At 68.7% G+C, this 16,424-nt stretch carries 18 protein-coding genes and 1 other RNA gene; 5 read left to right on the top strand and 14 right to left on the bottom strand.

Features of this window, described 5'->3' with window-relative positions:
• A partial coding sequence (locus E8A12_RS13655) for a 2,3,4,5-tetrahydropyridine-2,6-dicarboxylate N-succinyltransferase (RefSeq protein WP_293369627.1) occupies window positions 1–736 on the top strand: 736 nt, incomplete at its 5' end.
• A gap of 66 nt (window positions 737–802) precedes the next feature.
• Here the strand turns inward: E8A12_RS13655 and E8A12_RS13650 are convergent.
• Entirely contained in the window at window positions 803–1,285 is a 483-nt protein-coding gene (locus E8A12_RS13650; protein WP_293369625.1) for a cupin domain-containing protein, read from the bottom strand.
• 59 nt (window positions 1,286–1,344) lie between these two features.
• On the opposite strand from E8A12_RS13650, the gene dapE reads away from it, so the two are divergent.
• Entirely contained in the window at window positions 1,345–2,493 is a 1,149-nt protein-coding gene (gene dapE / locus E8A12_RS13645; protein ID WP_293369622.1) for a succinyl-diaminopimelate desuccinylase, read from the top strand.
• Between the two features lie 116 nt (window positions 2,494–2,609).
• On the opposite strand, the gene truA is transcribed toward dapE, so the two are convergent.
• Both truA and fmt read right to left on the bottom strand, forming a co-directional pair.
• Entirely contained in the window at window positions 2,610–3,356 is a 747-nt protein-coding gene (truA, locus tag E8A12_RS13640; RefSeq protein ID WP_293369620.1) for a tRNA pseudouridine(38-40) synthase TruA, read from the bottom strand.
• Window positions 3,356–4,282 (bottom strand): methionyl-tRNA formyltransferase, encoded by a 927-nt coding sequence (gene fmt, locus E8A12_RS13635; RefSeq protein ID WP_293369618.1) that lies wholly within the window; start codon window positions 4,280–4,282, stop codon window positions 3,356–3,358. Before fmt ends, truA begins: the two co-directional genes overlap by 1 nt.
• Window positions 4,283–4,392: 110 nt before the next feature.
• On the opposite strand from fmt, the gene E8A12_RS13630 reads away from it, so the two are divergent.
• Entirely contained in the window at window positions 4,393–4,740 is a 348-nt protein-coding gene (locus E8A12_RS13630) for a hypothetical protein (RefSeq protein ID WP_293369616.1), read from the top strand.
• A 12-nt stretch (window positions 4,741–4,752) separates the two neighbouring features.
• On the opposite strand, the gene E8A12_RS13625 is transcribed toward E8A12_RS13630, so the two are convergent.
• The 11 genes from E8A12_RS13625 to yghU all read right to left on the bottom strand — a co-directional run bounded on the left by E8A12_RS13625 (window position 4,753) and on the right by yghU (window position 14,723).
• Window positions 4,753–5,262, bottom strand: a complete 510-nt coding sequence (locus tag E8A12_RS13625) for a peptide deformylase (RefSeq protein WP_293369614.1) — start codon at window positions 5,260–5,262, stop codon at window positions 4,753–4,755.
• A gap of 63 nt (window positions 5,263–5,325) precedes the next feature.
• Entirely contained in the window at window positions 5,326–6,543 is a 1,218-nt protein-coding gene (gene rmuC, locus E8A12_RS13620) for a DNA recombination protein RmuC (RefSeq protein WP_293369612.1), read from the bottom strand.
• 32 nt (window positions 6,544–6,575) lie between these two features.
• Window positions 6,576–7,178, bottom strand: a complete 603-nt coding sequence (recR, locus tag E8A12_RS13615; RefSeq protein WP_293369609.1) for a recombination mediator RecR — start codon at window positions 7,176–7,178, stop codon at window positions 6,576–6,578.
• A 1-nt stretch (window position 7,179) separates the two neighbouring features.
• Window positions 7,180–7,500 (bottom strand): YbaB/EbfC family nucleoid-associated protein, encoded by a 321-nt coding sequence (locus tag E8A12_RS13610; RefSeq protein WP_293369605.1) that lies wholly within the window; start codon window positions 7,498–7,500, stop codon window positions 7,180–7,182.
• Between the two features lie 33 nt (window positions 7,501–7,533).
• A complete protein-coding gene (locus E8A12_RS13605; protein ID WP_293369603.1) occupies window positions 7,534–9,369 on the bottom strand; it encodes a DNA polymerase III subunit gamma/tau in 1,836 nt (611 codons plus the stop codon).
• Window positions 9,370–9,436: 67 nt separating this feature from the next.
• Window positions 9,437–9,535: signal recognition particle sRNA small type (gene ffs / locus E8A12_RS13600), an RNA gene on the bottom strand.
• Window positions 9,536–9,636: 101 nt separating this feature from the next.
• A complete protein-coding gene (locus E8A12_RS13595; protein WP_293369600.1) occupies window positions 9,637–11,208 on the bottom strand; it encodes a hypothetical protein in 1,572 nt (523 codons plus the stop codon).
• 162 nt (window positions 11,209–11,370) lie between these two features.
• Complete coding sequence (locus E8A12_RS13590) at window positions 11,371–12,483, bottom strand: hypothetical protein (protein WP_293369598.1); 1,113 nt, start codon at window positions 12,481–12,483, stop codon at window positions 11,371–11,373.
• Between the two features lie 89 nt (window positions 12,484–12,572).
• Window positions 12,573–13,325, bottom strand: a complete 753-nt coding sequence (locus E8A12_RS13585) for a methyltransferase (protein WP_293369596.1) — start codon at window positions 13,323–13,325, stop codon at window positions 12,573–12,575.
• A gap of 68 nt (window positions 13,326–13,393) precedes the next feature.
• On the bottom strand, window positions 13,394–13,552 hold the full coding sequence (locus E8A12_RS13580) for a hypothetical protein (RefSeq protein WP_293369594.1): 159 nt from the start codon (window positions 13,550–13,552) through the stop codon (window positions 13,394–13,396).
• Between the two features lie 286 nt (window positions 13,553–13,838).
• Window positions 13,839–14,723, bottom strand: coding sequence for a glutathione-dependent disulfide-bond oxidoreductase (gene yghU / locus E8A12_RS13575; protein WP_293369592.1), 885 nt, complete (start codon window positions 14,721–14,723; stop codon window positions 13,839–13,841).
• A 102-nt stretch (window positions 14,724–14,825) separates the two neighbouring features.
• Between yghU and nudC the strand changes: the two genes are divergently transcribed.
• Window positions 14,826–15,752 (top strand): NAD(+) diphosphatase, encoded by a 927-nt coding sequence (nudC, locus tag E8A12_RS13570; protein WP_293369590.1) that lies wholly within the window; start codon window positions 14,826–14,828, stop codon window positions 15,750–15,752.
• 99 nt (window positions 15,753–15,851) lie between these two features.
• Window positions 15,852–16,220 carry an RHS repeat-associated core domain-containing protein gene (locus tag E8A12_RS22800; protein WP_363212140.1) on the top strand — a complete coding sequence of 123 codons (369 nt, stop codon included), beginning with the start codon at window positions 15,852–15,854 and terminating at the stop codon, window positions 16,218–16,220.
• Window positions 16,221–16,424 lie beyond the last annotated feature (204 nt).

Here is a 16,424-nt window from a genome sequence, read left to right as displayed (position 1 = left end):
GGAGACCATCGAGCGTCTGGACGCCGGCACGCTGAGGGTCGCCAGCCGCGAGGCAGACGGCGCCTGGGTCACCCACCAGTGGGCCAAGCAGGCGATTCTGCTGTTCTTCCGCCTCACGCCCAATTCGCTCAGCCAGGCCGATGCGCCGGGCCCCTACTGGGACAAGATCCCGCTGAAGACGGCCGGCTGGGACGCTGCGCGCTTCGAGGCGGCCGGTTTCCGCGCCGTCCCCGGCAGCATCATCCGCAAGGGCGCCTTCCTGGCGAAGGGCGTCATAGCCGTCCCCTCCTTCGTCAACATCGGCGCCTACGTCGGCGAAGGGACCATGGTGGACGGCTGGGCCACGGTCGGCTCCTGCGCCCAGATCGGCAAGCACTGCCATCTGTCCGGCGGCGTCGGCATCGGCGGGGTCCTCGAGCCCCTGCAGGCCAACCCGACCATCATCGAGGACAACTGCTTCATCGGCGCCCGCTCCGAGGTCGCCGAGGGTGTGATCGTCCGCGAGGGCAGCGTGCTGTCCATGGGCGTCTACCTCACCTCGACCACGCCCATCGTAAACCGCAAGACCGGCGAGGTGACCACCGGCGAGGTGCCGCCCTATTCGGTGCTGATGTCCGGCTCCCGCCCCAACGCGGTCGACCCGACTCTGCCGTCCACCTACTGTGCGGTGATCATGAAGACTGTGGACGAACGGACGCGTTCGAAGACCAGCATCAACGAACTGCTGCGAGATTAGCGGCTCCGCGCCTACCTCCTTCCGCGAAGCGGGGGAGGTGAAGCGGGGAGGTAAGGCGGTCGAATATCACCGGCTCCGCGCGGTCTGGGTATCGACGTAAGGCGCGCCGTCCTTGTGCCGGTATTCGAGCTCGCCCTTTTTCAGGGTCAGGTCGATGTCGGGATAGTCGCAGGCGTCCTCGCCCTCCCGCCGCGACCCCACTTCCAGCAAGACGGCCTCCTCCGAGGAGCGGTTCTGCAGGTGATGGCCGTTGGGCGCGCCGGCCGGGAAGCCGGCGCAGTCGCCGGCGCGCAAGACCTGCTCCCCCTGGTCGGTGACCAGCACCACCTCGCCGGAGACCACCCAGACGAACTCGTCCTCGGCGGTGTGCCAGTGCCGCTGGCTCGACCAGACGCCGGGCGCGAGGCGCTGCAGGTTGACGCCGAACTGGGTCAGGCCGGCGGCGTCGCCCAGCTTCCAGCGTTTGCGCTCCAGGCAGGGCGCGTCGTAGGGCGGCGGGTAGCCGGTTCCAAAACGGGTGGGCGCGGCGTCGATGTCGATCTTGGGCACGGGGTCATTCCGGTCTAGGACGGGGCCGAACTCTACCAAACGCGAGGCCGGGGGCGAGCTTGATCGACGCGATCAACCTGACGAAAGAGCTGATCCGGGCGCCCTCGGTGACGCCCGCCGACGCCGGCGCCATGGACATTGTCGAGAAAACCCTCGCCGGCCTGGGCTTCGCCTGCCGGCGGATGAAATTCGGCGAGATCGAGAACCTCTACGCCCGCTATGGGACCGAGGGTCCGAACCTCTGCTTCGCCGGCCACACCGACGTGGTGCCGGTGGGCGACGCCGCTGCCTGGAGCCAGGGCGCATTCGACGCCGCCGTGGTCGATGGCGTGCTGGTGGGCCGCGGCGCCGTCGACATGAAGAGCGCCATCGCCGCCTTCGCCGCCGCCGCGTCCAAGGCCGTCGCCGCCGGCAAGGTGAAGGGCTCGCTCTCCTTCCTGATCACCGGCGACGAGGAGGGCGTGGCCACCCACGGCACGAAGATGGTGGTCGAGGCCCTCGACCTCGAAGACGAGGCCATCACCCACTGCGTGGTCGGCGAACCGACGTCTAGCGAGACCTTCGGCGACATGATCAAGGTCGGCCGCCGGGGCTCGATCAACGTCGACATCGCCGTGACGGGGACGCAAGGCCACGTGGCCTATCCGCACCGCGCGTCCAATCCCGTGCCGGTTCTGCTTCGCCTTTTGCTGCAGCTGCAGGAGCGCAAGCTCGACGAGGGCTATCCGGAGTTCCAGCCGTCGAACCTGGAGATCACCCAGATCGACGTGCCCAACACCGCCACCAACGTGATCCCCGGCGTCGCCAAGGCGCGGCTCAACATCCGCTTCAACCCCAACCACACGGGCGACGACCTGGCCCGATGGATCGAAGGCGAGGCGGAGTCCGAGGGCCGCGGATTCTCCGGGACCATCGCGGTAACCCCGCAGATCAGCGGCGAGGCCTTCCTGACCGAGCCCGGACCCTTCACGGATGTGGTCGCCGCCGCCGTCCGCGACATCGCCGGCCGCGACCCGGAGCTTTCCACCACCGGCGGCACCTCAGATGCCCGGTTCATCCGGGCCCTCTGCCCGGTGGTCGAGCTGGGCCTGGTCGGCAAGACCATGCACCAGATCGACGAAGCCGCCCCGGTCGCGGAGATCCTGCAGCTGCAGGCCGTCTACGAGCGCCTGATCGAGCGGTATTTCGAGGCGTTCAAAGAAGAATAGCCTCCTTCTCCCTCGGGAGAAGGTGCCGCCCGAAGGGCGACGGATGAGGGGTGAGCCAGGGCTTTCAACCCCACTTCCGACCTGCTTCGCAGGCCACCTTCTCCCGAGGGAGAAGGCTATTGGTTCTCGTAGCTCACGCCCGTCAGGTACAGCCCGTCTGCCGGCGCCACCTGCCCACATGCTCGCCGGTCCTTCGCCTCCAGGGCGGCCCTCAGGTCGTCCGCCGTCCAACGGCCCAGGCCCACCTCGGCGATCGAGCCGGTCATCGATCTCACCTGCCGGTGCAGGAAGCTCCGCGCCTCGAAGATCAGCACCACCTCGTCGCCAACCCGCGCCACAGTCGCAACGTCGAGCGTTTTCACCGGCGACTTCGCCTGGCAGGCCACGTCGCGGAAGGTGGTGAAGTCGTGGTTTCCGACCAGCGCCCGGGCGGCGGCGTGCATGGCCTCGGCGTCCAGGGGGTTCTTCACATGCCAGACATGGCCGCGCTCCAGGCCCGGTGGGCTGGTCCGGTTGAGGATGCGGTAGCGGTAGCGCCGCTCGGTCGCAGAAAAGCGCGCGTGCCAGCCCTCCGGCGCCACCGACGCCTCCAGGACCACGATCGGCTCGCCGCGCAGGTGGGCGTTCAGCGCGTTGCGCACGGTCTCGGCGGGCCAGTCCTTCTCCAGGTCGATATGGGCCGCCTGGCCGGTCGCATGCACGCCTGTGTCAGTGCGTCCGGCGGCGTGGACCCGCACGGTCTCGCCGCAGAAGGCGCTCACCGCGCGCTCCAGCGAGCCCTGCACCGTCGGCTGGCCGGCCTGGGCCTGGAAGCCGTTATAGGGGCCGCCATCGTACTCGAGGGTGAGTCGGAAGCGGGGCATCAGCCGAGCATCGTCCCGGCCGCCACCGGCGCGCCGTTCAGGAAGACGCCTGCGTCCTGCGGCCCGCGCCCCTCGCGCTGCACGCGCAACAGCCGCACAGCGCCCTCGCCGGTCCCCACCAGCAGCCGGTCGTCCAGCACCTGGCCGGGCGGGCCGTCCACGTCCTCGAAGGCCGAGAGCAGGGCCTTCACCCTGACCGGACCCCTGTCGGAGGGCAGCAGGAACCAGGCGCCCGGGAAGGGCGAAAGTCCGCGGATTTTCCAATCGATCTGGCGGCCGGGCTTGGCCCAGTCGATCCGCGCCACCTTTGGCCCGATCTTCTTGGCGTAGGTGGCGCCCTCGTCGCTCTGCGGCGTCTCGATGGCCTCGCCAGCCTCGATGTCCACGAGGGTTCGGGCCAGCAGTTCCGCGCCGATCGCCGCCATCCGGTCATGCAGCGAGCCTGCGGTGTCCAATGGCCCGATGCGCAGGGTCTCGCTGGCCAGCACGGGCCCCTCGTCCAGACCCTCGGTCATGCGCATGACCTCGACACCGGTGATCGGGTCGCCGGCCATGATCGCCCGCTGGATCGGGGCCGCGCCCCGCCAGCGCGGCAGCAGCGAGCCGTGCAGGTTGAATGACCCCAGCCTCGGCGCGTCCAGCACCGCGCCGGGCAGGATCTGGCCGAACGCCACCACGCAGGCCGCGTCCAGCTCCAGGGTCTGGAACGCCGCGACCTCCGCCGGGTCGCGCATCGAGGCCGGCGTGCGCACGACCAGGCCCTGCTCTTCAGCGAAGGCCTGCACCGGCGAGGGCTGCAGCGTGTGCCCGCGACCGCGCGGCGCCGGCGGCTGGGAATAGACGCAGGCGATCTCATGCCCGGCGGCGACCAGTCGGCGGAGTGCGGCCAGCGCGAAGTCAGGGGTTCCCAGGAAGGCGATCCGCATGGGCGATGCTCTACCCGCCAAGGGCCGCACGCGCAAAGAGATGGGCGCAATGCTGGGGAACCTGGAGCCAAGCTTGGCCGTTGATGCGCAGACCCGAAGAGGAGTCCTCCATGCGCATCCTGACCGCCGGCGTTCTGCTGAGCGCCTGCCTCGCCATCGCCGCCTGCTCCAAATCGACCCAGGAGAAGACCGGCGAAGACCTGAAGGCCGTCGGCCACGACGCCGCCGCCGCCGCGAAGGACGTCACCAACGCGCCCGCCGCCAAGGAACTGGGCTCGGACCTCAAGGAAGGCGCCAAGGAGGCAGCCGCCAAGACCAAGGTCGCCGCTGACGAAGCCGGCGAGAAGCTGAAGTCAGGGACTGAAAACGCCGCCTCGGACATCAAGTCCGGCACGGACAAGGCCGCCGCCAAGACCGACGCCGCCGTCGATCACGCCAAGGACAAGGTGGAGCACTAGCCCCGCCAAGGATCAGGCCGCCTTGGCCTGCTTCTTGACCTTCTTCACCGCCTGCTCGCGCTTCAGGCGCGACAGGTGGTCGATGAACAGCACGCCGTCCAGGTGGTCCATCTCGTGCTGGATGCAGACGGCGTAGAGGCCCTCGGCATCCTCCTCGATCGTGTCGCCGGCATAGTTCATGTAGCGCAGCTTGACCTGCGCCGGCCGTTCGACCTCGTCGTAGATCTCCGGCACCGACAGGCAGCCTTCCTCATAGGGCGCGGTCTCTTCCGACGCCCAGAGGATCTCGGGGTTCACGAAGTACTGCGGCGCGGCCTCTTCGCCTTCGCGCGCCAGGTCCATGACGATCACCCGCTTGGGCACGCCCACCTGGATAGCCGCAAGGCCGATACCGGGCGCGGCGTACATGGTCTCGAGCATGTCATCCATGAGCGCGCGCAATTCGTCATCGACGACGTCGACGCGGGCCGAGACCTTCTTCAGGACCGGGTCGGGGACAATGAGGATCTCGCGCAGAGCCATGGCGGCGGACGTAAGGGGCCTATACCCGAGCGTCAAGGTGGGCGAATGGCCTCACCGTGATCCTCAGCCCTCGTCGCCCGCCACGAGGCGCACCGGCGGCGGAGTCTCCGGCGAAAGCTTGGAAAGCGGGCGCACCGCGGTGTCCAGGGGCTCCAGCACCTCGACCTTGCGCCCCTCGTGGTCGACCTTCAGTTCCTCGAAGCGCCGCGCCTGGGTCAGCACCTGGGTCTCCAGCGACCCCACGAACTGGTTGTAACGGGCCACCGCGGTCTCCAGCGCCTTGCCCACCGACCCGGCGTGGCCGCCCATGACGGCGATACGCTTGTAGAGCTCGCGCCCCAGCTCGGCGATCTTCTGGGCGTTGGCCGCCTGCTCCTCGACCCGCCAGCCGTAGACCACCGCCTTGCAGAGCGCGAAAAGGGTGGTCGGGGTGACGATCACCACGCGCCGGTCCATCGCCTCGGTCATCAGGTCCGGCGCGCGGTCCAGCGCGGCGGCCAGCGCCGAGTCCAGCGGCACGAACATGGCCACGAAGTCCGGGGAATTCCTGAACTGGTCCCAGTAGGCCTTGGCCGACAGCCCGGCCACGTGCCCGCGCACGCTCTGCACGTGGCGCAGGCCGCAGGCCTCGCGGGTGGTCTCGTCCGGAGCGTCCTGCATTTCCAGAAAGGCGTTCAGCGAGCACTTGGCGTCGATGACGAAGATGCCCCCGCCCGGCAGCCGGATGGTCACGTCGGGCCGCCGGCGGCCTTCCTCGGTGTCAGTCGTGGTCTGCTCGTCGAAGTCGTAGTGGTGCTTCAGCCCGGCCTGATCCAGCACGTTGCGCAGGGTCTGCTCGCCCCAGCGCCCCTGCACCCCGGCCCCGCGCCGAAGCGCCGCCGAAAGCTTGCGCGCCTCGTCCTGGGTCGCCGTCGAGGCCATCAGGAGGGCCGCGATCTGCTCCTTCAGGCCGCCGGTCTCCTCGACCCGCACCTTCTCCACCAAGGCCACATGCTCCTGGAACTTCTGCAGGCTCTCGGCCACCGGCTTCAGCTGCGCCTCCAGCCGCGCCTGGGCGAGCTGCTCGCGGTTGTGGATCGCCTCCTCGTTCTTCTTGAGGATGGCCTCGGCGACGCTGGTCGCCGACTGCGCCACCTGGGCGCTGACCAGGTCGGCGTGCTTCTGGGCCGAGGCCAGTTCGATCTCGGCGCGGGAGGCCCGGTCACGTTCGCGGAGCGCCCAGACGATGGCCCCGACGGCGACCGCCGCAGACAACAGGGCGAGGATCAGGAACACGTTCATGCTGTGTTCTTAGCGGGTTAGCTGAGTCGCGGCTAGGCCGGCCGCCGCGCCCGCATGGCCTGCGCGATGGTCCCGTCGTCCAGCCAGTCCAATTCGCCGCCCACCGGCACGCCGCGGGCCAGCATGGTCACCGAGACGCCCGCATTCGCCAGACGGTCGGCGAGGTAGTGGGCGGTGGTCTGGCCGTCGACGGTGGCCGGCAGCGCCAGGATCACCTCGCGCACGTCGCCTTCCGAGGCCCGCGTCACCAGGCCGTTCACCCTGAGCGCCTCGGGCCCGACGCCATCCAGGGCCGATAGCAGGCCGCCCAGCACGTGGTAGCGGCCGCGGAAGGCGCTGGCCCGCTCCATGGCCCAGAGCGCACCCACCTCCTCGACCACGCAGATCAACGCGCCGTCGCGGCCGCTGTCGGCGCAGATCGCGCAGGGGTCTTGGGTGTCCAGCGAGCCGCAGGTCGCGCAGACCTTTACCCGCGCCGCGGCCTCGGCCAAGGCGTCGGCCAGGGGAACCAGCAGCTGGTCGCGCCGCTTCAGCAACGCCAGCGCCGAGCGCCGGGCCGACCGGGGGCCAAGGCCCGGCAGCTTGGACAAGAGGCTGATCAGCCGCTCGATCTCGGGTCCGGCGGATTGGGCCAAGTCAGAACTTCGGCATGCCGGGCATGCCAGCCAGCGGCCCCGCGGCCTTCTGCATCAGCTCCGCCGAGCGGGCGTCGAGCTGGCGCTTGGCGTCGGCGTGGGCGGCGGTGACGAGGTCGCCCACCATGTCCGCCTCGCCCGGGACCATCAGGCTGTCGTCGATATCGACGCGCTCGATCTGGCCCGTGCCCTTCAAGGTCACCTTGACCATGCCGTCGCCGGCCTGGCCCAACAGGATGAGCTGCTCCAGCTCCTGTTGCGCCTGGCCCAGCTTCTCCTGCATGGCCTGGGCCTGCTTCATGAGGCCGGCGAGGTCTTTCATCGATATACGCTCCTCAAGTCGCCCCGGGCGCCCCTAGTCCTCATCGTCGTCGTCCTCGGTCTCGGTGGCCGAGCCTTCCGGGGCTTCGGCCTCGGCGATCTTGCGGATGCCGACGATCTCGGCGCCGGGGAAGGTCTGCATGACGGCGAGCACGAAGGGGTCCTGCTCGATCTGGGCGCGGACTTCCTTCTCCTCGCGCTTCTGGCGCTCCCAGAGGCTCTCGGCTCCGCCGCCGCCCTGCGCCGCGATCAGCCAGCGCTCGCCGGTCCATTCCTTCAGCCGGCCCACCAGCCGCTGGGCCAGGTTGTTGGGCGCGCCGGGCGCGGCCTCGTATTCGATGGCGCCGGGCCTAAAGCTGATCGGCCGGACATAGCGCTCCACGTCGAGCTTCAGCGCGATGTCGCGCCGCTTCTCGATGAGCGCCAGCATCTCCTCGAAGGTGTTGAGCACGGCCACCGGCTCGCTGGAGGCCTGGGCCTGCGGCGCCGCGAAGCCCCGGGCTACCGTCGCACCGCCGCCGCTCGACGCCGCCGAACCGCCGCCGCCCGAGGGCCCACCCTGGGGCGCGGGGCCGCCGGCCTGCGCATCGCCCGCCTGCAGTCGCTTCAGGGCCTCCTCGGGCCCCGGGAGGTCGGCGGCATAGGCCAGGCGGATCAGCGCCATGTCGGCGGCCGCCGCCGCATCCGGCGCGCGCCGCACCTCCTCATAGGCCTTGAGCGTCAGCTGCCACAGGCGCGAGAGCGTCCCGGTCGAGATCGCCGCGCCCACCGCCGCCAGCCGCTGGGCCTGGTCCTTGGGCATCACCAGCGCCTGAGGCCCGATGGCCTTGGCGACCGAGGCGCCGTGGCAGTGGTCCAGCAGGTCCAGCATCACCTGGTCGGGGTTGGCGCCGTAGCCATAGAGGGTGCGGAAGGTCTCGATCGCCGGTCCCGCCTCGCCGCGCATCACCTGCTCGAAGAGCGAGATTGTCTGGGCCCGGTCGGCCAGGCCCAGCATGTCGCGGATGGTCGCCGCGGTGACCGTCTGGCCGGGCTCGGCCTGGACGATGGCTTGATCGAGCATCGACTGGGCGTCGCGCAGGGACCCCTCGGCGGCGCGGGCGATCAGCATCAGCCCGTCGGCCTCTACGCGCGCGCCCTCAGCCTCGGAGATCATCTCCAGGTTCTTGACGATGACCTCCGGCTCGACGCGGCGCAGGTCGAAGCGCTGGGTGCGCGACAGGATGGTCACCGGCACCTTGCGGATCTCGGTGGTGGCGAAGATGAACTTGGCGTGCGGCGGCGGCTCTTCCAACGTCTTCAGCAGGGCGTTGAACGACTGCGTCGAGAGCATGTGAACTTCGTCGATGATGTAGACCTTGTAGCGCGCCGACGTCGGCGCATAGCGCACCCCGTCCAGGAGCTCGCGCATCTCGTCGACCTTCGTGCGCGAGGCCGCGTCGAGCTCCAGCACGTCCATGTGCCGCCCCTCGATGATCGACTTGCAGTGGATGCCTTCCACCGCCAGGTCCAGCGTCGGCTCGTGGATCGTGTCGCTCTCGTAGTTCAAGGCGCGCGCCAGCAGCCGCGCGGTGGTGGTCTTCCCCACGCCGCGCACCCCGGTCAGCATGAAGGCGTGCGCGATCCGTCCGGAGGCGAAGGCGTTGGTCAGTGTCCTGACCATGGCCTCCTGGCCATAGAGGTCGGCGAAGGTCTTCGGCCGATACTTGCGCGCGATGACCGTATAGGCCGCCGACTGGTCGTCGCTGAGCGTCGGGGCGGGCGCTGCGCCGAACATGTCCACGGCGTTGGGGTCACGCTCAGGCGGTGCGTCGGCCGCCCAGGGCGGCCCGTCGTCCTCGTCCGGCAGCGTGGAATCTTCGTCGGCCATGGGCCTCATGTAAGAGCACGCACGGCTTCCACGTCACGCGAAAGTTGGAAGCGTCCAAAAAAGATGAAGGTGGAGACCGAACGGCGACCCGGAACGGAATTCGTTGTGGCTGCTGCCTTCCGGCCCTGACCAGGTTGGCGAAGCGTCCGCCCGCCGCCGATCTCCGCGCGGGGATATGGCGGATGGGGGCCGCGGAGGCAAGGGGCGCATGTCGGGCTGAGCGGACTCTCCCGCACATCCGCAAGGGCTCGAACGCCGAGGTTATGCTCAGAATCGCCGCGCCAGGTCGGCGGTGATCGCCAAGGCCTCAGCCACGCGGGCCAAGACGGCCTTGCCGCGGTCCGGCGCTTTGAGCGCTTCGACGATCAGGGGCGCGCTCGCCGAGACTCTCAGGGCGACGCGCGGCTGACCGGCGTCCCAGCCGATCGTCACCGGTTGGCCGAGTTGCACCGCCAGTTCGCCCTCGCCGGCGGGGCGCCGCAATCGGTTGTGGAACGCCTGCAGGCGGGGCAGCCCCATGAGCTCCGTTCCGTCGGAAACGCGGAACGGAAAGATCGTCTGGATCCGATCCCAGCCGCCGCCGAGGCGGGCCAGGGGTGGCGTTTCCACGCGCTCAAGCACGCCCAGCGTGTCCAGGCTGGCTTCGACCTGGCCGGCGAACGCACCCAGGAAGTCACCGATATCCGCCTCGGGGACAGACCGGAGCGCCTCGAGCTCGTGCAGGGCCGCGCGCCAGCGCGCCAGCATTCCGAAATTCGCCAGATCCGGGAGCGCCGTTCGGCCGGTGAAGTCGCACGCCCAATCCTCCCGACCGCTGTATTCCGCAAGCGCGGGAAGCAGCGGCTGGGCTTTCAGGCGGGGCGCGGAGAGGTCCGGAACAAGCAGAGCCCCCGAAAATGGCGGCCCGCCGACGAATTTTGACCCGGTGATCGCCACCAGGAAATCAGCGGCCAGGTAGTCGGCGAGGCTCTCCGGCGACAGCCGGAACTGGCAGGCGTCGACCAGCACCGTCAGCGCCTCGCCGAAGCGCCGTTTCAGGTCGATCGCACTGGCTGGGCTGGGTGCGATCAGGCCGGACTTGGACACGTCGACGAGGATCAGGAGGACGCGCCGGCCGGATCGGATGCTCTGGCGGCATGCGCGTTCGAAATCAGCCTCGACATCGCCCGGTGTTCGGGGCGTGCCATCCGGGCGTCGGAGTTCAACGGCGATCGATTCGCCCGCAACGGCGCCCGGCAGGATCTCTCCGATCTCAGCCTTCGTCCCGTGGGGTGCGCTCGTCCCGAATCGCATTCCGCGCACCGCCTGGGGCACGCCGCGGCCGGTCTCGCTGGGATCCGCCATGACGGTCACGAGCGGCCCCGTCCCGGCGCCCCGCGCGAGGTCGGCGGCCATCAGGTGCAAGTCGGTTCCCGAAGGCGCCAGCACGATGTTCGAAGCGCTGCGCGCCGGCAGGCCGCACAGACGGGCAAGGCGTTCCCGGGCCTCCTGCGCGGCGCGGCGATAGGTGTCCGGCGCCGGGCCCGACCGGCGAAGGTCGTCCAGGTAGGCCGCGACGTCGTCGTAGGCGGAGGCCGAAATGGTCGAGGCGGTCGTCGAGGCGAAGGCTGCGGTGGCGACCTCGGGTTCGACCCGGCAGCCGTATCGATTGCGCCCCGTGCGCGGGTCCGGAAGAATCCGTTCGTCGCCACCTTGCGAAAGCAGTTCCGAGATCGCGAAGCGATCGGACGGCTGGTGAGCTCTCGTCGCTGCTGAAGACATTCTGAACTGACCCGCCCGTCGCTGATCAGGGGCACGGCGGGTGACGGCGATTAGACCCGCCGTCGGTATCCGAGTCATTAAGCATATCGGCAATCGCTCAAGAGCCGGCGTTAGCGCACTACGCCGCCCTCAAGGCCAGGAAGCAGCCGGCCGGGCCCTGGCCAGACGGGCTCGGCGGCTGGGGCCGACCCGAGGCCGCTCGTCCCGGCTTTCGCCGGGATGAGCGGAAGAAAAGACGCCTTATTCCGCCCCGGGCTTCGCCGCCGCGGCCTTGGTCGTCGCTTCCTGTTCCTGACGGCGCGCGCCGGCGAGAATGGCGGGCAGGGCGTAGTTACCCTCGTGGCAGGCGTATTCGTAGACGATGCCGTGCAGCGGGCTGAAGTCGTACTCGCCGCCCCAGGGTTTGTCCCAGGTGTCCGGGTCCTCGACCTGGAACTGGTAGTTGATCCGGGTCGGCGAGACGCGGGTGAAGCGCTCGGTGACCTTCAGGTTCTTCCACGAGCCCATGAAGGCCTGGCCCTGCGGGATATTCGTCGTTTCCACCACCAGGGTGTTGCCATCGAAGTGGCCGATCGAGTCGCCCATCCACTGGCGCACCCCGTCGGTGCGGTGGCCGCCCTTCAGCCGGATGATCCGCGCGTCGTGGATCAGTTCCACCTGAATCACCACCGCGTCGGGCGACTGCTGGATGTAGTAGTTGTTGTTGTAGTAGCCGTTGGCGAACATCGGCGGGCCGGCGTTGGCGCCGAAGCCCATGATGCAGCGCTCGCCCAGCGAGCGGTTCTCGTAGCTGTCGTAGATGTCGCGCGGAAATCCGCGGCCGGGAGGCGCGCCGGCCTTGCGCGCCGCCGGCATGCCGTTGGGGGTGGTGATGATCGAGGAACGGTACTCGCCGTTCACCTCCATCATGTGGTTGCCCGGATCGATCCAGAAGGTGTTGTAGCCGCCCACGTCGCCGCCAGCGGCGGCGAAGTCGGGCCGGATCTTCACGAGCTGCGCCTCGGGCGAGTTGGGGTCGGTGACCGCGCCGGGGCCCTTCTTCTGGTCGGTCGGGGCGTCGGCCGCGGCCAGCGCCTCGGCGAAGACCTTCTCCAGCGAAGCGGCCTGGGCCGCGGGGATGACCAGCTTGTCCGTCAGCTTCGGATTGCGGGTCAGCGGCGTCATGGTCGCGTTGGACCAGTAGCCCGAGATGTCCGGCTGGCCCATCGCGTTCTTCGGCGGAACCCAGCCCTTGGGCGTGATCGTCGGATCGACCGCGGGGACCGCATCCTTGGCCGGCGCGGCGTGCACGGCCAGCGCCAGACCGGTGGTGCAAAGCGCTGTTCCCAGCGCGAGGATGAGGGCGCGTCGCATGGCGTCAGTCTCCCGAATGGTCGGAGTTCAATGAGACTCCGTGGCTCATAACATCGCTCGACCCGGGCTCCGGGGCAAGCACCTACGACTTACTTCGGCTTGCGGAACCGGAACAGGAACTGGTCGGTCTTGCCCAGGATCGAGGTCTCCAGGACCATCTTGGTGTGGTCATCGGTGGGGTCGGCCAGGACCTTGCTCTCGCCGTCGAACTTGAAGCCGGCGGCCTCCACCTCGGCCTTCACGGTTTCCGGATCGATCCGGTGGAAGCGGTTCGAGGCCGTCGTCACGTCCATCCCGGCCGGCGCCACATGGTCGATGATGACGAAGACGCCGCCGGGCTTGAGGGCCGCGAAGACCTTCCTGTTGAAGGCCGGCACGTCGGCCGGGCCCATGAAGCGCACGTGCAGGTCGTGGTAGTTCTGGCGGATGAACACCGCGTCCAGCCCGTCAGGCAGGGCCATGTCGTTCATCGGCGAGGCCAGCGGGGTGACGTTCGCCCAGGCCGCGTCCTTGGCGCGGGCCGCCTTCAGGTCGGCGATGCCCGGGTGCACCTTGATGATCTCGTCCGGCATGAAGCCATAGACCTTGCCCTTCGGCCCCACCGCCTGGGCGATGGCGGTGGTGAAACGGCCGGGGAAGATGTCGGCGACCTTCCAACCGGGCTTAACGCCGATGAACTTCAGGACCTCCGGCCCGTGGTAGGTCGGGTTGGAGAGCGCATCGCCGCGCGACGGGTCGATGGGCGCATGGACGTCGAACTTCGGCGGCTGGGCCAGCGCCCCGCCAGCGGCCAAGGCCGCCACCGCCAGGACCAACAGGCCCCTGCGCAAAGCTATCACCATGTCGCCTCCCCCGATTTTGGGGGCATCCTAAGCCGGGCCGTCGGCCCAGACCATGGGGCGAGGAGCCGTCAGGCCGCCGCCGGCTCGCCAGGGCTGGCGTTGGGCGGCGCTTGCCGCTCGGTCTGCGCCTCGTCGCGCGCGATCTCATCGGGGCCGGGATCGTCGTCCGGCGTCGCGGGATCGGCGCCGGCGGGCTCCGGGTCTTGGGAAGTCTGGGGCATGGGCATGGACAGTCTCCGCTCCGGGGAAGCCGCGGCCATGCGCCAAGGTTCCTCGCTGCGCCGGGGATCGGGCATGGCTAAGGGGGCGACAAGGACCCTGACAGGGTCGTTCAGCCGCCGTTCAAGCCGCCGATTCAAATCTCGCCGCCGTCGGTAGACGTCAGGAGCTCCAGGCTATGCCCAACACCCCGCGCAAGCCGGCGGCGTCGCCCTGGGCCGTGGCCCTGCTGATCCTGAGCAGTGGGTTCGCCGCGATCTCTGTGGCGCTGTTCTCGACGGGATTCATCCCCGCCTAGCTTTCCTTCGCCGGCTCCAGCTTGTCCTGGGTTCGCAGGTCGAAGTCGCTGGCGTCGTGGCGCTCGCGGAGCTGGCTGGAGAGTTCGCCGAAGACGCGGTTGACCATCCGCCCGCGCTTGACCGCCGGACGCTCGGCGATCTGGTCGGTCCAGCGCAGCACGTTCTTGTATTCGCCCACCGACAGAAACTCGCCGGCCTCATAGAGCAGGCCCTTCACCAGACCGCCGTACCAGGGCCAGGTGGCCATGTCGGCGATGGTGTACTCGCCGCCGCCCAGGTATTCGCTCTCGGCCAGCCGGCGGTCCAGCACGTCCAGCTGGCGTTTCACCTCCATGGCGTAGCGGTCGATGGCGTATTCGATCTTGCTGGGCGCATAGGCGTAGAAATGGCCGAAGCCGCCGCCCAGGAACGGAGCCGAGCCCATCAGCCACATCAGCCACGACAGGCATTCGGCGCGCGCCGCGGGCTCTGTCGGCAGGAAGGCGTTGCCGAACTTCTCAGCCAGGTAGATCAGGATCGCAGCCGACTCGAACACCCGGATCGGCTTGGGTCCGCTGCGGTCCATCAGGGCGGGGATCTTGGAATTGGGGTTCACCTCGACGAAACCGGAGCCGAACTGGTCGCCGGCCCCGATATTGATCAGCCAAGCGTCGTATTCAGCGCCCGTGTGCCCCAGCGCCAGCAGCTCTTCCAGCATCACCGTCACCTTCACGCCGTTGGGCGTGGCCAGGGAGTAGAGCTGCAAGGGATGCTTGCCGATCGGCAGGTCCTTTTCCTGCGTCGGCCCGGCGATCGGGCGGTTGATGCTGGCGAAGCGGCCGCCGTTCTCCTTGTTCCAGGTCCAGACCTTCGGGGGGACGTAAGCTGCGGCGTCGGACATGGAAAAGGGCTCCCTGGACTCGGCTCGTATCGGCCATCCTTGCGATGTGGGGGATGAGCACGGCCTTGGCCACCCCTCAATCGTCACGCTAAGAGGAAACCCATGGCCCTCGACGTCTTCCTCAACACCTTCGCCGGCAACCCGCTCGACCGCGCCAGCGACCGGCGCTCGAAGCCGGAGTGGATCGCCGAACAGCTGGCCTCGCCGGACTCCCTGGGAATCGCCGTCTGGAACGGCCAGCCCTTCGTGGAGCCGGCGAAGGATGGCGGGCTGCAGATCGCCTACCTGCCCGCCAAACTGGTCGGCGAACTGGCCGGCGGGCCGGAGCGGCTGCTGTTTCTGGGCCTCTGGAAGGACACCGCGGTGTTCGCCGTCGACATCGAGGGGACAGCCAACCCCGCCGATGGCGGACCGCTGCAGGGCTTCGGCAAGTTCGAGGACCTGCGGGCCGTGGCCTTGCGCCTGCCCGCGACCGAGGCCGCCATCGTCGCCACGGCCAAGCAGATGTTCGAGTGGCGCCGCCGGCATCCGCACTGCGCGGTCTGCGGCCAGCGCAGCGAGGTCCAGGACGGCGGCTGGAAGCGCAAATGCCCGTCCTGCGAGGCCGAGCACTTCCCGCGCACCGACCCGGTGGTGATCATGCTCCCGGTGCACGGCGAGCGCTGCCTGCTGGGCCGCCAGGAACGCTGGCCGCCGGGCATGTTCTCGGCCCTGGCCGGTTTTCTGGAGCCCGGCGAGAGCATCGAGGAGGCCTGCGCCCGCGAGCTTTCCGAAGAGGCGGGCCTGCGCGCCCTGAAGGTCCGCTACCACTCCACCCAGCCCTGGCCCTATCCCTCCTCCCTGATGATCGGCCTGATCGCCGAGGTGGAGGATGACGAGGGCACGCCCGACCAGGCCGAACTCTCCGAAATCCGCTGGTTCACCAGGAGCCAGGCCCGCGACCTGATCGCCGGCAAGCTGGACGACGCCGCCGCCCCCGGCAAACTCGCCATCGCCCACCAGTTGATCAAGGCCTGGGCGGAGGAGTAGGCGAAATCCTTCTCCCACTAGGGGAGGGGTTATAGTGATCGCCGAAACGAGCGACACCTTTGACCAGGGCCGAGGTAGCGGGCTGTTGTCTAACCCGCGATGGTTGGCGCCCTAGTGCCGGGTCGGTTTCTGCAAACCGACCCCATCCGGTATAATGATGGACCCAACATCTACGCCTACGTCCACGGAGACCCTGTCAATGGAGTCGACCCGGGCGGAACGGACGATCCGTTCGGCGTGTCCGATTCTATTGACGACGCACTCAACGCGCTCGCAATTCCTCTGTTTGATGTGCAAGAGATTCAAGTCGATGCGGCATGTTCCCGGTCAACATATCTATCCAATGGCGGTAGCTGTGACGCTCCAGTTGATCTTGGAATTAATCCTCCTCCAGTTATCCCACGTACGCCGTTCGTAGGTTCTCCTCAATTTACACCACTGGCTACGCCAGCGTGCACCGCCAACTAAAAGCTTGGTGCGAATCTTGCTCAAGAACTAAAATAACCCTCTAACGTAGCTAGCAAATGAGAGCTTCTTTCTGGCGCGACGACGTTTGGACTGGGCGCGCTTGAATTTCTTACTGACGGTCTCGACACCCCATTGACGTTCGGCGCCGCGGACTTCACGGCGTTCCTGGGCACGACCGGAAACCTGGCAGATGCAGCCGCCGCC

The organism is Phenylobacterium sp. (genome assembly GCF_004799395.1).
GTDB lineage: Bacteria > Pseudomonadota > Alphaproteobacteria > Caulobacterales > Caulobacteraceae > Phenylobacterium.
This window is presented reverse-complemented; position numbering and strand designations above follow the sequence as displayed.

What these genes read in the sequence shown, in the direction of transcription:
- E8A12_RS13595 (WP_293369600.1), bottom strand. Translation starts at nt 11,208, where the DNA reads ATGACTCGGATACCGACGGCGGGTCTAATCGCCGTCACCCGCCGTGCC.
- E8A12_RS22800 (WP_363212140.1), top strand. Translation starts at nt 15,852, where the DNA reads ATGGTTGGCGCCCTAGTGCCGGGTCGGTTTCTGCAAACCGACCCCATC.
- E8A12_RS13625 (WP_293369614.1), bottom strand. Translation starts at nt 5,262, where the DNA reads ATGGCTCTGCGCGAGATCCTCATTGTCCCCGACCCGGTCCTGAAGAAG.
- truA (WP_293369620.1), bottom strand. Translation starts at nt 3,356, where the DNA reads ATGCCCCGCTTCCGACTCACCCTCGAGTACGATGGCGGCCCCTATAAC.
- E8A12_RS13585 (WP_293369596.1), bottom strand. Translation starts at nt 13,325, where the DNA reads ATGGTGATAGCTTTGCGCAGGGGCCTGTTGGTCCTGGCGGTGGCGGCC.
- E8A12_RS13630 (WP_293369616.1), top strand. Translation starts at nt 4,393, where the DNA reads ATGCGCATCCTGACCGCCGGCGTTCTGCTGAGCGCCTGCCTCGCCATC.
- rmuC (WP_293369612.1), bottom strand. Translation starts at nt 6,543, where the DNA reads ATGAACGTGTTCCTGATCCTCGCCCTGTTGTCTGCGGCGGTCGCCGTC.
- E8A12_RS13605 (WP_293369603.1), bottom strand. Translation starts at nt 9,369, where the DNA reads ATGGCCGACGAAGATTCCACGCTGCCGGACGAGGACGACGGGCCGCCC.
- nudC (WP_293369590.1), top strand. Translation starts at nt 14,826, where the DNA reads ATGGCCCTCGACGTCTTCCTCAACACCTTCGCCGGCAACCCGCTCGAC.
- E8A12_RS13580 (WP_293369594.1), bottom strand. Translation starts at nt 13,552, where the DNA reads ATGCCCATGCCCCAGACTTCCCAAGACCCGGAGCCCGCCGGCGCCGAT.
- E8A12_RS13590 (WP_293369598.1), bottom strand. Translation starts at nt 12,483, where the DNA reads ATGCGACGCGCCCTCATCCTCGCGCTGGGAACAGCGCTTTGCACCACC.
- E8A12_RS13610 (WP_293369605.1), bottom strand. Translation starts at nt 7,500, where the DNA reads ATGAAAGACCTCGCCGGCCTCATGAAGCAGGCCCAGGCCATGCAGGAG.
- fmt (WP_293369618.1), bottom strand. Translation starts at nt 4,282, where the DNA reads ATGCGGATCGCCTTCCTGGGAACCCCTGACTTCGCGCTGGCCGCACTC.
- yghU (WP_293369592.1), bottom strand. Translation starts at nt 14,723, where the DNA reads ATGTCCGACGCCGCAGCTTACGTCCCCCCGAAGGTCTGGACCTGGAAC.